Origin of the sequence: Pseudomonas sp. SWRI111 (assembly GCF_014268555.1) — a bacterium.
Lineage (GTDB): Bacteria > Pseudomonadota > Gammaproteobacteria > Pseudomonadales > Pseudomonadaceae > Aquipseudomonas > Aquipseudomonas hamedanensis.
This window is the reverse complement of the sequence record NZ_JABWQQ010000011.1, coordinates 128,577-143,583: the sequence shown is the minus strand read 5'-3', so window position 1 is coordinate 143,583 and position 15,007 is coordinate 128,577. Positions and strand designations below refer to the sequence as shown.

15 protein-coding genes are annotated in these 15,007 nt (G+C 60.4%); 5 read left to right on the top strand and 10 right to left on the bottom strand.

Annotated features, from left to right (window positions below; all coding sequences use genetic code 11):
- Positions 1 to 123 precede the first annotated feature (123 nt).
- The 4 genes from HU755_RS15025 (at position 124) to HU755_RS15010 (ending at position 3,143) form a co-directional block, all read left to right on the top strand.
- Complete coding sequence (locus tag HU755_RS15025) at positions 124 to 1,479, top strand: HD domain-containing phosphohydrolase (RefSeq protein WP_186633891.1); 1,356 nt, start codon at positions 124 to 126, stop codon at positions 1,477 to 1,479.
- A gap of 67 nt (positions 1,480 to 1,546) precedes the next feature.
- Positions 1,547 to 1,981: an NUDIX domain-containing protein gene (locus HU755_RS15020; RefSeq protein WP_186549983.1), complete on the top strand. Its 435-nt coding sequence runs from the start codon at positions 1,547 to 1,549 to the stop codon at positions 1,979 to 1,981.
- Positions 1,982 to 2,004: 23 nt separating this feature from the next.
- Positions 2,005 to 2,643, top strand: a complete 639-nt coding sequence (locus HU755_RS15015; protein ID WP_186622582.1) for a LysE family translocator — start codon at positions 2,005 to 2,007, stop codon at positions 2,641 to 2,643.
- Between the two features lie 2 nt (positions 2,644 to 2,645).
- Positions 2,646 to 3,143 (top strand): GNAT family N-acetyltransferase, encoded by a 498-nt coding sequence (locus HU755_RS15010; RefSeq protein WP_186633888.1) that lies wholly within the window; start codon positions 2,646 to 2,648, stop codon positions 3,141 to 3,143.
- 515 nt (positions 3,144 to 3,658) lie between these two features.
- On the opposite strand, the gene metR is transcribed toward HU755_RS15010, so the two are convergent.
- Positions 3,659 to 4,576: a transcriptional regulator MetR gene (metR, locus tag HU755_RS15005; protein ID WP_186549989.1), complete on the bottom strand. Its 918-nt coding sequence runs from the start codon at positions 4,574 to 4,576 to the stop codon at positions 3,659 to 3,661.
- A 207-nt stretch (positions 4,577 to 4,783) separates the two neighbouring features.
- On the opposite strand from metR, the gene HU755_RS15000 reads away from it, so the two are divergent.
- Complete coding sequence (locus HU755_RS15000) at positions 4,784 to 5,803, top strand: alpha/beta fold hydrolase (RefSeq protein WP_186633885.1); 1,020 nt, start codon at positions 4,784 to 4,786, stop codon at positions 5,801 to 5,803.
- Positions 5,804 to 5,926: 123 nt separating this feature from the next.
- Here HU755_RS15000 and HU755_RS14995 read toward each other — a convergent pair whose 3' ends face one another.
- The 9 genes from HU755_RS14995 to HU755_RS14955 all read right to left on the bottom strand — a co-directional run bounded on the left by HU755_RS14995 (position 5,927) and on the right by HU755_RS14955 (position 14,957).
- On the bottom strand, positions 5,927 to 6,256 hold the full coding sequence (locus HU755_RS14995; protein WP_186550135.1) for a GlpM family protein: 330 nt from the start codon (positions 6,254 to 6,256) through the stop codon (positions 5,927 to 5,929).
- A 20-nt stretch (positions 6,257 to 6,276) separates the two neighbouring features.
- Positions 6,277 to 7,605, bottom strand: coding sequence for a sigma-54 dependent transcriptional regulator (locus HU755_RS14990; protein ID WP_186549994.1), 1,329 nt, complete (start codon positions 7,603 to 7,605; stop codon positions 6,277 to 6,279).
- Positions 7,602 to 9,503, bottom strand: coding sequence for an ATP-binding protein (locus HU755_RS14985; protein ID WP_186633882.1), 1,902 nt, complete (start codon positions 9,501 to 9,503; stop codon positions 7,602 to 7,604). The genes HU755_RS14990 and HU755_RS14985 overlap by 4 nt, the downstream gene beginning before the upstream one ends.
- A gap of 165 nt (positions 9,504 to 9,668) precedes the next feature.
- The gene (locus tag HU755_RS14980) at positions 9,669 to 10,403 is read right to left on the bottom strand and encodes an amino acid ABC transporter ATP-binding protein (protein WP_016773390.1); all 735 of its coding nucleotides are present in this window, start codon (positions 10,401 to 10,403) and stop codon (positions 9,669 to 9,671) included.
- Positions 10,400 to 11,071, bottom strand: coding sequence for an amino acid ABC transporter permease (locus HU755_RS14975; RefSeq protein ID WP_186549998.1), 672 nt, complete (start codon positions 11,069 to 11,071; stop codon positions 10,400 to 10,402). The genes HU755_RS14980 and HU755_RS14975 overlap by 4 nt, the downstream gene beginning before the upstream one ends.
- Positions 11,071 to 11,817, bottom strand: coding sequence for an amino acid ABC transporter permease (locus tag HU755_RS14970; RefSeq protein ID WP_186622590.1), 747 nt, complete (start codon positions 11,815 to 11,817; stop codon positions 11,071 to 11,073). Before HU755_RS14970 ends, HU755_RS14975 begins: the two co-directional genes overlap by 1 nt.
- Before the next feature lie 193 nt (positions 11,818 to 12,010).
- A complete protein-coding gene (locus HU755_RS14965) occupies positions 12,011 to 12,925 on the bottom strand; it encodes a glutamate/aspartate ABC transporter substrate-binding protein (protein ID WP_186550002.1) in 915 nt (304 codons plus the stop codon).
- 273 nt (positions 12,926 to 13,198) lie between these two features.
- Positions 13,199 to 13,609 carry a DUF4440 domain-containing protein gene (locus HU755_RS14960; protein ID WP_186622593.1) on the bottom strand — a complete coding sequence of 137 codons (411 nt, stop codon included), beginning with the start codon at positions 13,607 to 13,609 and terminating at the stop codon, positions 13,199 to 13,201.
- Positions 13,590 to 14,957 carry an MFS transporter gene (locus tag HU755_RS14955; protein WP_186633879.1) on the bottom strand — a complete coding sequence of 456 codons (1,368 nt, stop codon included), beginning with the start codon at positions 14,955 to 14,957 and terminating at the stop codon, positions 13,590 to 13,592. Before HU755_RS14955 ends, HU755_RS14960 begins: the two co-directional genes overlap by 20 nt.
- Positions 14,958 to 15,007: the final 50 nt, after the last annotated feature.

The window sequence follows — 15,007 nt, the reverse complement described above, 5'->3', positions numbered from 1 at the left end:
ATCCAGGCAGAAGTTTTGCGTGAGCAATCGGCAAAATCATCTAGCCTTGAAAGCAGATGCGGGTCGGTGCCGGGGGCAGAGCGCCGCGTCGTTGACGTCCACTGTTGCGCTTGAGGCCATACCATGGAAGAACAAACCACCTCGACGAGCCAGCGCCCCAAGGTGCTGCTGGTCGATGACGAAGAATCGATTCTCAACAGTCTGCGCCGCCTGTTGCGCGGCCAGCCCTACGATATCCTTTTGGCCACCAGCGGTGCCCAGGCGCTGGAGATACTGGCGCAGCAGCCAGTGGACCTGGTGATGAGTGACGCACGCATGCCGAACATGGACGGCGCCTCGTTGCTGGCGCAGGTCCGTCAGCGCTGGCCGGCGACGATGCGCATCATGCTCACCGGCTATGCCGATCCGACGGCGATCATCAAGGCGATCAACGACGGCCAGATTCACCGCTACATCAGCAAACCGTGGAATGACGAAGAGCTGCTGGTGATTCTGCGCCAGTCGCTGGAACACCAGCATTCCGAGCGCGAACGCCAGCGCCTGGAGCGCCTGGCCCGGGTGCAGAACGATCAGCTCAAGCTGCTCAACAGTACGCTGGAGAAGCACGTCGCCGCGCGTACCGCAGAGTTGCAGCAGACCGCCGACATGCTCGATCTGGCTTACGAAGAACTCAAACACAGCTACGTCACTGGCACCGAAGTGTTCTCCCTGCTGGCCAATCTGCGTCTGCCGCCGGCCAAACAGACCAACCGGCAAATCATCGAACTGGTGCGCGGCTACAGCAAGGCGCATGGCCTGGACGAAGCCACCAGCCGCGACCTGGCCATGGCGGCCGCCCTGTATAACATTGGCAAACTTAGCTGGCCCGATACCATGATGGTCACGCCGTCGGATCTGCTGCACTCCGCTGAGCGCGAGCGTTATCGCGGATATCCGAAGCAGAGCGAATCGCTGTTGATGACCCTCGATCCGATGAAGGATGCCGCGCGGCTGATCCTCCATCATCAGGAGCGCTGGGACGGCAGCGGCTTTCCCGATCGCCTCAAGGGCGAGGCGATTCCGTTCGGCTCGCGCTTGTTGAAACTGGCGGTAGACTTTGTCGAATTGCAACGCGGGCTGATTCTCGAACGGCAGATGAACAGCGACGAAGCGCTGCTCTACCTGCGTCAATACAGTGGCCGTCTGTACGACCCGGAACTGGTCGAGGACTTCATCCAGGTGTGCGCGGCGTTCCTCAGCGACATCACTCTGATCGACCCGGACGTCAAGGTCGTGACCACCCGCGAGCTGACAGCGGGAACAGAACTGGCGCGTAACCTCAACGCCGATAACGGCATGCTCCTGCTCAACGCCGGCAAGGTACTCAGTGCTCCGCTGATTGAAAAACTGATTGCTTTCGAGGCGATGGAGGGCGGCAAGTATCAGGTTTTTGTCAAAGTGCCGCAGGACGAGCCGGGCTTGCTGCAGGCTGAGGGCTGAAGGGCATGACGAGACAGGGGCGGGCGTGGGATCCTTGGTTTTTTTGACCCAGGGACTGTTGTCACCCATGACGCTCGCATCTGTCGCTTCCGCTCAAACTATCCACATCGCCGCCGCGCTGCTGCTGAATGCGCAGGGCCAGACCCTGTTGGTACGCAAGCGCGGCACCACGGCGTTCATGCAGCCGGGCGGCAAGATCGAACCCCGGGAATTGCCGGTGCACGCGCTGGCTCGCGAGCTGGAGGAAGAACTGGGCCTGTGCATCGATCCGGCGCAGGCTGCGTTCCTCGGTGAGTTTGCGGCGCCGGCTGCGAATGAGCCTGGGTATGTCGTCTGCGCACAGATTTTTCAATTGACGATCGATGCCGAGGTTTGCCCGGCCGCTGAAATCGAAGAGGTGATCTGGGTCGACCCGGCCACTGATCCGGCGGTTGACCTGGCACCATTGACACGCGACCTGATCCTGCCGTTTTATCGGCGCTCGCTGACCGCACTCGCCTGATCATTCACGCAAAGGACTTTGCCATGATCCCGCTTCCAGACCTGCTGATTTTCGCCGCTGCCGCGTTGCTGATGGTACTGACGCCGGGGCCGAACATGATTTATCTGATCTCGCGCTCGATTTGCCAGGGCCGCCGGGCCGGGGTGACTTCATTGCTGGGCGTAGTTGGCGGGTTCTTTGTGCACATGTTTGCCGCCGCGGCCGGGTTGACGGCGGTGTTCCTGGCCGTGCCGATGGCCTATGAAGTGCTGAAATGGGCGGGGGCGCTGTACCTGCTGTGGCTGGCCTGGCAAGCGGTGAAGCCCGGGGCGCGTTCGCCGTTCGAGGCGCAACAACTGCCGCCGGACTCGTCACGCAAACTGATCACCATGGGCTTTCTCACCAGTGCGCTGAACCCGAAAATCGCCGTGTTCTATCTGTCGGTGTTTCCGCAGTTCATCAGCCCTGAACACGGCTCGGTGTTCGTCCAGAGCGTTGTTCTGGGGCTGACGCAGATCAGCGTCAGTTTTACCGTCAACCTGCTGATCGCGCTGTTTGCGGCGGGCATTGCCTCCTGGTTCGTGCGTAACCCGACGTGGCTGGCGATGCAGCGTTATTTCATGGGGTTGGTGCTCGGCGGTCTGGCCGTACGGCTGATGCTCGAACAGCGCAGGACGGCCTGAACATGTGGATCGAGCGGCTCGATGCCAGCCATGCCCTGGCGTATCGCGAACGCATGCTTGAAGCCTATGACCGCCACCCGCAGGCGTTCACTTCCAGCGTGCGTGAGCGTGCGGTGATGCCGCTGAGCTGGTGGGAAGGGCGCTTGACCAGCAAACTCGATGTGCTGCTCGGCGCCTTTGACGGCGGCACGCTGGCCGGCATTGTCGGCCTCGCGCTCGAACCCAGGGAAAAGGCCCGCCATAAAGTTACTTTGTTCGGCATGTATGTCTCGACTGACTTCCGCCAGCAGGGCCTGGGTTTCGAGCTGGTACAGGCGGCCCTCCTCGAAGCACAAAACCATGCCGGGCTGAAAGTCATCCAGCTCACCGTCACTGCCGGCAACGATGCCGCCTTCAAGCTGTACCAACGCTGCGGCTTCATCCAGTTCGGCCTGGAACCGCTGGCGGTGCGGGTAGGCGAGGATTACTTCGACAAAATCCACATGTGGCGCCAGCTCTGACACAGCGCTGCTCTTGTTTACTTGTGGGAGCAAGCCTGCTCGCGAAGGGGCCCTGTCAGCCGCCGCAAATGTTGCCTGATCCAGCGCTTTCGCGAGCAAGCCCGCTCCCACAATTTGACCGCATTTCTCCAGTCCAAACGCAAATCCCTTGTAGGAGTGAGCCTGCTCGCGATAGCGTCGTGTCAGCCGCCGCAAATGTTGCTTGGTCCACCGCTTTCGCGAGCAAGCCCGCTCCCACAATTTGACCGCATTTCTCCAGTCCAAACGCAGTCCCCCTGTAGGAGCGAGCCTGCTCGCGAAGGGGCCCTGCCAGCCGCCGCAGATGTTGCCTGACCCACCGCTTTCGCGAGCAAGCCCGCTCCCACAATTTTGACCGCATTTCTCTAGTCGAAACGCGGCCCCCCTGTAGGAGTGAGCCTGCTCGCGATAGCGGTCGTTCAGGCACATCACTATTGACTGACAGATGGCTATCGCGAGCAGGCTCACTCCTACAGGGGATCTTCTGCGCAGCGGTTTCAGCGCACGGCGCTGACGCCATCGAGTGTTGAGAACGAGGTGTCCTTGGCGGTCAGCAGGAAGTCGCGCATGTATGGGGCGTCCAGCATGTCCGTGCGGATCGCTGCGTACAGCGTCGCGAACAATCCTTTCTCGCCCAGGCGCTTGGCCTTCACGTAACCGCGCGAGCTGTATTCGTGCAGCGCCCAGTGCGGCATGCCGCAGACGCCGCGGCCGCTGGCGACCAGTTGCATCATCATCACCGTCAGCTCCGAGGTGCGCACTTGCGCCGGCTCGATGTCGGCAGGTTCGAGGAACCGGGTGAAGATGTCCAGGCGGTCGCGTTCCACCGGATAAGTAATCAGCGTTTCCGTCAGCAGATCGTCGGGCACGATGTACGGCTTGCTCGCCAGCGCATGTTGGTTGGCCACTGCCAGCATGGCTTCGTAAGTGAACAGCGGCACGTAGGTAATGCCGGCGATGTCCAGCGGATCGGAGGTCACCACCAGGTCCAGATCACCACGGGCCAAGGCTGGCAGCGGTGCGAAGGAAAAACCCGAGGCCAGGTCGAGTTCGACTTCCGGCCACGCGTCACGAAACTGATCGATGGTGGGCATCAGCCACTGAAAGCAGCTGTGGCATTCGATGGCCATGTGCAGACGCCCGGCGGTCCCGCCGGCCAGTCGGCTGATGTCGCGCTCGGCGGCGCGCAGCAGCGGCAGGGTGGCGTCAGCCAGTTGCAGCAGGCGCAGGCCGGCGCTGGTGAAGCGCACCGGTTTGGTCTTGCGCACGAACAACGCCATGCCCAGGCGCTCTTCCAGTTCCTTGAACTGGTGGGAGAGCGCCGACTGGGTCAGGTGCAGGCGGTCGGCGGCGTCGACCAGGCTGTCGGCTTCGCGCAGGGCGTGCAGGGTTTTCAGGTGACGGATCTCAAGCACCGCAGGTCTCCATGAGTAGAACTCGTGATCAAGTTCAAGGTGGTGAGTTTGTCTCATGTTGAACCGGCTGTCGATGGCGCAACGTAGTCTCCGGGCCAGTGACCGCTCGGCGCTGTTCATCAAACTGTCACGCAACTGTGGCAGCGCGCTCGCACAAATATCATCAGACTCGCGCTCTACTGGGGTTCTGCGTTTTGGTGTTTTTTCATGCGTGTATTGTTCTTTCTGGCCGCGCTGTTGGTCGGCCTGCCGTCGCTGGCGGCTTCGCGTTGTGATGTGAATGTGCCGACCGAGCGGGTCGACCTGCCGGCGGTGAGCATCGCCTATCAGAGCATCGGCCGTGCCTCGGATCCGGCGTTGCTACTGGTCATGGGCCTTGGCGGTCAGTTGATTCACTGGCCGGACGAAGTGGTTGTGGCGCTGTGTCAGCAAGGTTTTCGGGTCATCCGTTATGACAATCGCGATGTCGGCCTGTCGACCTGGCGCCAGCCTCCGGTCGAAGCCAATCTGACGTTTGAAGTGTTGCGCTACAAACTCGGCCTGCCGGTTTCGGCGCCCTACAGCCTGACGGACATGGCCGACGATGCGCTGGGGTTGATGAGCGCGCTGCAGGTCGAGCGCTTTCATGTGCTGGGCGCGAGCATGGGCGGAATGATCGCCCAGCACATGGCGGCGATGGCGCCGCAACGGGTCGAAAGCCTGACGCTGCTGATGACCACTTCCGGGGCCGCTGGCTTGCCGGCACCGAGTGCGGCGCTGGTGCAGCTGTTGTCGCGGCGCGGCGCACCGAATCGTCAGGTAGCACTGGAACAACAGGCTGATTTGCTCGCGGCACTGGGTAGCCCGGCGGTAAGCGATGATCGCCAAGCGTTATTGCAACAGGCCGCGGCTTCCTATGACCGCGCGTTCAACCCGGAAGGCGTCAAGCGGCAGATCATGGCGATTCTCGCCGAGCCAAGCCGGGTGGCGTTGCTCAATCAACTGCGCGTGCCGACGCTGGTGGTGCATGGCACGGCCGATCCGTTGCTGCCAGTGATGCACGGTGTGCATCTGGCGGCGCATATCCAGGGCAGTCAGTTGAAGCTCATCCCTGGGCTGGCCCATCGGTTTCAGGAGGCGTTCAAGGAACCGCTGCTGGCGGCGGTGTTGCCGTATCTTCAGGCGCACCGTGAGGACACTTCGCACTGGGCGCGGGTCGAGCCGGCGGAGAATAGGAATTTGCTTTAACTGAAAGTTTTGCGGTGATCGTTCGGCCCCTTCGCGAGCAGGCTCGCTCCCACCTTTGCAATGCATTCCCCTGTGGGAGCGAGCTTGCTCGCGAAGGGGTCATCATGGTCGCCAACATTGACCTTAGCTGTGAATACGCACCCAAACGGTCACCAATACAGTCGCCGCCATCAACCACGCGACCGCCGCCACCGCGAGCGACGCCTCCAGCCGCATCCGGTCGACCATCACATACAACGTCGCCAGATAGACGAAGTACGGAATAATCGACCACATCCCAAACACGATCGTGGTTTTCAGATCATCGATCGAGCGGCCCTTGCCAACGATGTAATGGGCAATCAGCGCAAAGGTCGGAAACAGCGGCACCAAACCTGCGATGTAATAGTTTTTGGTCTTCGACAGCGCCGCGATCATCACCACCACGGCGGCGCCCAGCAGGGCTTTGAATATCAGGTCCACGTCGTTCTCGCTTAATGGCTCAGGCCGTATTTTTTCACTTTGTCGAACAGCGTGGTCTTGGCCATGCCCAGTTCCAGGCTGGCCTGGGTCAGGTTGCCGCCGCTGCGTTGCAGGGCGTCGCTGAGCAGATTGCGCTCGAATGCCTCCACCGCTTCGGCGAACGCCAGGCCTTGACCGCCGCTGCCGGCGCCGGACTTCTTGAAGGCCGGCAGACCCAGGGCGAAGCGCTCGGCGACGTTGCGCAGTTCGCGCACGTTGCCGGGCCAGTCGTGGCTCATCAGGTGCGACAGGGTCTGATTGTCCAGCTCCGGCAATGCGCGGTCGAAGCGCAGGGCCGATTGCTGGGTGAAGTGTTCGAACAGTTGCAGGATGTCCTCGCGGCGTTCGCGCAAGGGCGGCAATTCCAGCGTCACCACGTTGAGGCGGTAATACAGGTCGCTGCGAAAGGCCCCCGCTTTGCTGGCTTCGTCGAGGTCGGATTTGGTCGCCGCAATCACCCGGCAATCCACCGCCACGCTCTGGTTTGAACCGAGGCGTTCGAGGGTGCGCTCCTGCAACACGCGCAGCAGTTTGATCTGCAACGGCAGCGGCATGCTTTCCACCTCGTCGAGGAACAGCGTGCCGCCGTCGGCGTGCTCGATCTTGCCGATACGGCGCTTGCCGGCACCGGTGAAGGCGTTCGCTTCGTGGCCGAAGATTTCACTTTCAAAGAGGTTTTCCGGCAGGCCGCCGCAGTTCAGCGCGACGAACTGTTTGCCGTGACGGCGGCTGAAGTCGTGCAGGCAGCGGGCGACCAGTTCCTTGCCGGTGCCGGTCTCGCCCTCGATCAACACGTTGGCCGAGGTGTCGGCGACGTTGGCGATCAGTTCGCGCAGGTTCTGCATCGCCGGCGAGCGGCCGATGATCCGTCCTTCCAGAGAATCGCGTTCGGCCAGTTGTCGCCGCAACGACGAGACTTCGCGGGCGAGGCTGCGTTGCTCGAGGGCACGCCGGGCGACGTCCACCAGACGCTCTGGCGAGAACGGTTTTTCCATGAAATCGTAAGCGCCTTTCTGCATCGCGCCGACCGCCATGGAGATGTCGCCATGGCCGGTGATCAGCACCACCGGCAGGCTGCGGTCGCGTTGCTTGAGGCGGGTCAGCAGTTCCAGGCCATCGATGCCCGGCAGGCGGATATCGCTGATGACGATACCGGCGAAATTATCGCCGACCTGCTCCAGCGCTTCTTCGGCACTGCCCACGCCAATGCAGGGAATGTCTTCCAGGGTCAGCGCCTGCTGGCAGCCGAGCAGCACATGGGGGTCGTCTTCGACAATCAGCACACTGAGTTCGTGGTTCATATTGGCTCGGCAGGTGTAGGGCTTACCAACGGTAAACTGAGGACGAAGGTGGTGCCACCGCTGGCCGGGTGTTCGACACCCAGATGGCCGCCGGTGGCGGCGGCGAGGCTGGCGGAAAGCGTCAGGCCCAGGCCCAGGCCTTGCTCGCCGGGCTTGGTGGTGAAAAACGGTTCGAACAAATGTTTGCGCGCCTCGGCGTCGATGCCGTGACCGTTGTCACGTACGCGCAGGCGATATTTGCCGTTGAATTCTTCGCCTTCGAGCCACAGTTGCGGCTGCGCCTGGGCCTGCATGGCATCGAGGGCGTTGCCGATCAGGTTGAGCAGAATCTGTTCGAGACGGGTCTGGTCGATCTGCAATTGTGCGTCGCTGAACTGCCGGTGCACTTGCAGCGCCGAGGTTTCCAGACGCGCGCCGAGCACTTGCAGCGCGGCGTCGACGGCTTTGCCGAGGCTGGCCTGGCCCTTGTTATCGCCGCGCCGGGCAAAGGAGCGCAGGCTGGCGGTGATCCGGCCCATGCGGTCGATCAGGTCGTTGATGGTCTTGAGGTTGGTGCTGGCGACATCGAGCTGGCCGCGCTCAAGAAAGCGCACGGTATTGCCTGACAACGTGCGCATCGCCGCCAGTGGCTGATTCAATTCATGGGCAATGCTGGTGGACATCTGGCCGATCGCGGCGAGTTTGCCGGCCTGCACCAGTTCATCCTGGGCGCGGCGCAAGGTCTCTTCGGCCTGGCGGCGTTCGCGGATCTGGCTCTTGAGCCGTTCGTTGCTGGCACGCAGATCGGCAGTGCGTTCGGTAATCCGTCGCTCCAGCTGGCTGTTGACTTCCTGCAAGGCTTCGCGGGCCGCGAGGCGGGTGGCGAGGACCTTGCGCCGCTCGTTCCAGGCGATCAGCAGGAAGGCGAACAGGGCGAACGCGACCGCCACCAGAATGCCTTGATTGATCGCCTCGCGGCGCAGGTCTTGCAGCGGCGTGAGCAGGGTGAAATTCCACGGCGTGTCGCTCAGCGGCCGGGTCTGCGCCAGGTAACTGATGTCATCTTCGTCGGACGCCACTTCGCTGTTGGCCGGGAAGGTGAGTTTTTCCACGCCTTCGGACAAGCTCTCGCGGGCCAGCGGTTGCAGCTCATTGAGCGGGAACCAGTAGTACTGCAGACTGCGGGCGAGTTTTTCCTTGACCTCGTCGCTCAGCGGAACCACCGATTTCAGCCGCCGGGCCGGATCGCTGGAAAGAATGATGATGCCGTTTTCGTCACTGACAAAGGCTTCCAGACGCGCGCGCTGCCAGCGTTCTTCCATGGCTTCCAGGCGCACCTTGACCACCGCGACGCCGATGATCTTGCCGTGCTCTTCCAGGCCGTGGGCCAGGTAGTAACCGGGCTCGCCGTTGGTGCTGCCGATGCCGTAGAAACGCCCGGGCTGGCCGCGCACGGCGTCCTTGAAATAGGCGCGGAAGGACAGGTCCTCACCCAGGTAACTGTCGACATCGCGCCAGTTGCTGGTGGCCATGACGCGGCCGGTGGTGTCCATGACATAAATGGCCCGGCTGCGGCTGCGGCGGTTCAGGCCCTCAAGGTAATCGTTGACCGTTTGCCGGTGTTCCGGGGTCGGGTCGGCCAGCAACTGCGGCACACTCGTTTCGAGTTCCAGCAGGCTGGGCAGGTAGGTGTACTTGCTGATTTCGCTTTCGACCGCACGGGCGTGCAACTCCAACTGACGCTGGCCGTTCTCGCCGAGGCTGCGGATGCCGAAGTGCTCACTGGTCCAGAAGCCGATAAACCCCAGGCCGATCATCAGGGCGATGACCAGTGGCGGCAGGAACAGATGACGAATCAGACGGGGCTTCACGGCAAGTGATGGCTTTGCAGCGCGATAGAGGGTGGGGTCGCATTTCATCACAGATGCCTTGGGTCAACCACAACACAAATCTCAGGATCAGCATTGATCCAATGTGGGAGCGGGCTTGCTCGCGAAAGCGGTGGATCAGTCAATGATGATGTTGAAAGTGCCGGCCAATTCGCGAGCAAGCCCGCTCCCACAGTTGGTGAGCGGCGCTGTGTCTTAGTGCTGCAAGATTTTCTCGAGGAAGTGCTGCGCGCGTTCGGAACGGGCGCTGATGTCGCCGAAGAATTCCTCTTTCGGGCAGTCTTCGATGATCTTGCCCTGGTCCATGAAAATCACCCGGTCCGCCACTTTACGGGCGAAGCCCATTTCGTGGGTCACGCACATCATGGTCATGCCTTCGTGGGCCAGTTGCACCATCACGTCGAGCACTTCGTTGACCATTTCCGGGTCCAGCGCCGAGGTCGGTTCGTCGAACAGCATGACGATCGGGTCCATCGCCAGCGCACGGGCAATCGCCACACGCTGTTGCTGACCGCCGGACAGTTGCCCCGGATGCTTGTGGGCGTGCGCCGACAGGCCGACGCGCTCAAGCAGTTGCAGACCTTTTTTGGTCGCCTCTTCCTTGCTGCGGCCCAGCACCTTGATCTGCGCGATGGTCAGGTTTTCGGTGATGGTCAGGTGCGGGAACAGTTCGAAATGCTGGAACACCATGCCCACCCGCGAACGCAGTTTCGGCAGGTTGGTCTTCGGGTCGGCAATCGAGGTGCCATCAACCACGACGTCACCCTTCTGAAACGGCTCCAGCGCGTTGACGCATTTGATCAGCGTCGACTTGCCGGAACCCGACGGGCCGCAGACCACGATCACTTCGCCTTTTTTGACCTCGGTGCTGCAATCAGTCAGCACCTGGAAGTCCCCATACCACTTGTTGATATTTTTGATAGAGATCATACGGCGAACCTTTTTTGCAGTTGCTTGACCAGCCGCGAGGCGGCGAAGCTGATAATGAAGTACACAAGACCGGCGATAATCAGGAACTCGTTGGAGCGGCCGATGATGTCGCCGCTGGCGCGGGAGGCATTGAGGAAGTCAACCAGGCCTACGGTGTAAACCAGCGAAGTGTCCTGGAACAGAATGATGCTCTGCTGCAGCAACAGCGGGGTCATTTTGCGGAACGCCTGCGGCAGGATGATCAGGCGCATCATCTGCCCGTAAGTCATGCCCAGCGCTTGCGCCGCGCCCATCTGACCTTTGGGGATCGACTGCACGCCGGCACGGACGATTTCGCAGAAGTACGCCGCTTCGAACATCATGAACGCCACGATGCACGAGGTGAACGCACCGATCGGCGTGTCTTCGCCGGTGATCCAGCGCAGCACGAACGGCACCGCCAGATAGAACCAGGTGATCACCAGCAGCAGCGGGATCGAACGGAAATAGTTGACGTAGGCGCCAGCGATGCTCGACAGCAGTTTGCTGTGCGACAGACGCATCAGCGCGAGAATGGTGCCGAGAATGATCCCGCCGACCACGCCCATGGCCATCAGCTTGAGGGTCATCACCATGCCGTTCCACAAACCGGGAATGGCCGGGACGATGCCGCTGAAATCGAATTCCATTATTTACCCCCCACGGAAATCAGGCCGGGCACGGCGACTTTCTTCTCGACCATGCGCATCAGCAACATCAGGCTCATGTTGAGGGTGAAGTAGATCAGGGTCGCCAGGGTGAATGCTTCAAACAGGTTGGCCGAGAACTCGGCGGTCTGTTTGGTTTGCGCCAGTAGCTCCATGAGGCCGATCAAGGACGCCACGGAGGAGTTCTTGAACACGTTCAAAAATTCCGAGGTAAGCGGTGGAATGATGATCCGGTAGGCCTGGGGCAGCAGCACGTTCCAGTAGATTTGCGGCAGCTTGAAGCCCATGGCGCGAGCGGCCGATTCCTGGCCACGGGGCAGCGCCTGGATACCGGTGCGCACTTGCTCGCAAACACGCGCGGCAGTGAACAGGCCAAGGCACACGACGACGCTCAGGTAGGCCGAGGTAGTCGGGTTCAGGTCCTGTTTGTACCACTCCTGCATATCCGCGGGCAGCAGATCGGGCACCAGGAAGTACCAGATGAACAGCTGAACCAGCAGTGGCACGTTACGGAACAGTTCGACGTAGCAGGTCGCGATGCCCGACACGATGCGGTTCGGTACGGTGCGCATCACGCCCAGTATCGAGCCCAGCAGCAGGGCGATGATCCACGCGACGATGGCGATGGCGATGGTCCAGCCCAGCCCGGAGATGAACCAGTCGAGATAAGTCTCGCTGCCCACACCGGTGGACTTGAAGAACACGCCCCAGTCCCAGTTGTAATTCATTAGGGTCTCCCCTCGATTCGATCGATGTACAAGTGCCCGCCTGGGGAAATTCCGTTCCCGCCTGATGTGAACATCAGGCACACGCGATCGGCTCGACAGCTACCGGTTCGAGTGTTTCCAAAAAAGTGCCAGCAGGGAGTGACCATCCCCTGAAAAGGCAGGCGCCTCCTCAGGGGATAAGGTTAGTCAGAAATCAGGACTTCTTGTCGTCAGCCGCTTTGTCGGTCGGGTTGGCGATCAGGGTCTTGAGCTCGTCGCTCATCGGGAAGTTCAGGTTCAGGCCTTTTGGCGGAATCGGCTGCATGAACCACTTCTCGTAGATCTTGTTGATTTCGCCCGACTTGTAGGTGGCGACGATGGCGTCATCCACAGCCTTTTTGAACGGGGCGTCGCCCTTGCGCATCATGCAGCCGTAGATTTCGTACGACTGCGCGGTGCCGGTGACTTCCCAATCGGCGGCTTTCTTGGCCTTGGCCGCTTCGCCGGCGAGCAGCGCGTCGTCCATCATGAACGCCACGGCACGGCCCGATTCCAACATCTGGAAGGACTCGCCGTGGTCTTTGGCGGAGATGACGTTCATGCCCATCTGCTTGTCGGCGTTCATCGCCTTGAGAATGCGCTCGGAGGTGGTGCCGGCGGTGGTCACGACGTTCTTGCCTTTCAGATCGTCGAAATCCTTGTATTTGGAGTCTTTCTTGGAAAGCAGACGGGTACCGATTTCGAAGATGCCGACGGAGAAGTCGACCTGCTGCTGACGCTCGACGTTGTTGGTGGTCGAACCGCACTCGACGTCCACGGTGCCGTTCTGCACCAGCGGGATACGGGTTTGTGAAGTCACCAGGTTGTATTTGACTTGCAGGTTGGGCAGGTCGAGGTCTTTCTTGATCGCTTCGACAATGGCCAGCTGGATATCGTGGGAGTAGCCGACCGGCTTGCCGGAAGCGTCGGCGATGTAGGAGAACGGAATGGAGGCGTCACGGTGGCCCAGGGTGATGACACCGGACTCTTTGATCTTCTTCAGGGTGCCGGTGAGCTCGGCGGCGAAAACTGGCGTGCTGATCAGAGCGGCAGCAATGGCTGCGCCCAGGATATGGGGAACGATGCGCATCAAATTTTCCTCGACATTGTTTTTTTTATGGAGCCAGTTTGTCGGCCCTTTTTGTGCTTCGAATGCCTGACGGCTCCTGAAGTGTTGGCACAGCAGGCATTCGTCGAGAGAGTGTAGAGCAGAAGTCGTGCCAGACCAGTCGATAATGGTCAACCAATTGATTTTTAACGTTATTAAAGTTTTGTGGCGGTGTTTTTATGCGGAACTGATCCGGTTAACCGAATCGACCGGAGAGTCGCGTTCGGAAAACCGAATGATCTGTAACGCGCAGTCTCAGCGATCCCGGCTCAAAGGCGTTTCGTGCAAATACAGCCACTTCACCCCGTCTGCCTGCGCCCTCAGGATTGCCACCGACACGCGTGAGTGTTCAGTCCCGTTTAACCGCTGGGTTTCTACGTAGCTCAGAGCCAGTGTCTCGTCCTGCTGCCAGACCGTATGCAAATCGCTGATGTCGATATCAAGCCCTGCCTTGGCGCCCACGGCTCCCCTGAACAGTTGCTCGACCTCGGACCGGTTCAACGGAATCGCCGAGATGCCAACCATGCTGAAGTCCTCGGCAAATGCCTGCATCAACGGCTCGATGCTTGCGGCACCAGTGCCGTCGGCATCGGTGAATACGCGATGAATCAGTTCGTGGACGTAGTGAATACTGTGTATGGCTTGTTCAGCCAGATCGTTGCTCATGGGCACTCCTTTCAGGTTTCAATTGGCGCATCTGAAACAGCGGCAGCAGCCCGACCAGCGCCGCAACCGCGAAGGTCGCGTGATAGGCCTGCGTGGTATCGAACTGCTTGAGCAGCACATTGAAAATCATCAGAAACAGCGCGGCGCCGAGGCTGAAAGACATCTGGCGATTGATGTTCCAGATGACACTGGCCTTGTGCGTATCGCCGCCGGCGAAGTCCATCAGTGAGGTCGTCTGCGCGGTATTGGCACCGATGCCGCCGCCGATCCCCATCAGGCTGTAGGCGATCACGATGACCCACAGATCACCGGGTGCATTGACCAGCACCAACGTGGCGATGCCAGCGCTGTGCAACAACATGCCGAGAATGAACAGGCGCTTGGCGCCGACCCGGTTGTAGACCCTGCCGCAAAGGGTCATCGCGATGAACGCACCAATGGCGTAAAGGATCATGAACATCCCGGTCAGCCTGGCGCTGAAGTGCAGAATGTTCTGCAGGAAGAAAATGCTCATCAGGTTGACCCCGGTGAACACACCCGGAATCGCGTAATAGATAAGAATCGAGGTGCTGAGTTTTTTACTTCTGAGCAAGCTCAACTCGATGATTGCGTTGTTGCAACGGCGGTAGTGCAACAGATAAAGGGCTATGAATATCAGGCCCGCGATGACAAAACCCAGCGCTGCCAACGGCGGATAGTCGCCGCCGTACAGCGACATGCCCATCAACAGGCTGGCGAGTGCCGCGCTGACCAGCAACAGGCCTTTGATGTCGGGTCGCTGAAGATCGGCGGGCTTGCTTTCCCTGATCCAGAACCAGGACAAACCGGCGGCGATCAGCGAAAACGGAATGTTGCTATAGAACACCCAACGCCATGAACTGCTGTCGACGATGATGCCGCCCACGGTGGGTGAAATGGCCGGTGCGATCAGTGCGACGGCCATCACCAGCGTGGATATCTTCGCCCGTTGCTCGCCCTGGAAAAGATTGAACGTCAGCGCCTGTCCGACCGGAATCAACAAGCCACCGCCGATGCCCTGGACGAAGCGCCAGATCACCAGTTCCTGGAAACTGTCGGCCTGGCCGCACATCCACACCGAGCCGCTGAATACCAGCATGGAAACGGTCAGAATTTCACGACTGCCAAAGCGTCCGGCCAGCCAGGTGCTGACAGGGATTATCAAGGTCAACCCGAGGATGTAAGCGTTGGCGACCCATGCCACTGCAGAAGTGCTGACTTGCAAAGTGGCCGATATACTTGGCAATGCGACAGCGGACATAAATATATTTATGCAATCAATAAAGAAGCCGATCAAGAAAATCAGCGCGATCTTGTAGCGATAGTTCATGGTGTATCCCCTTTGCCGCGCAGCATAGGGGCGATGGACTTGAAGTGTCG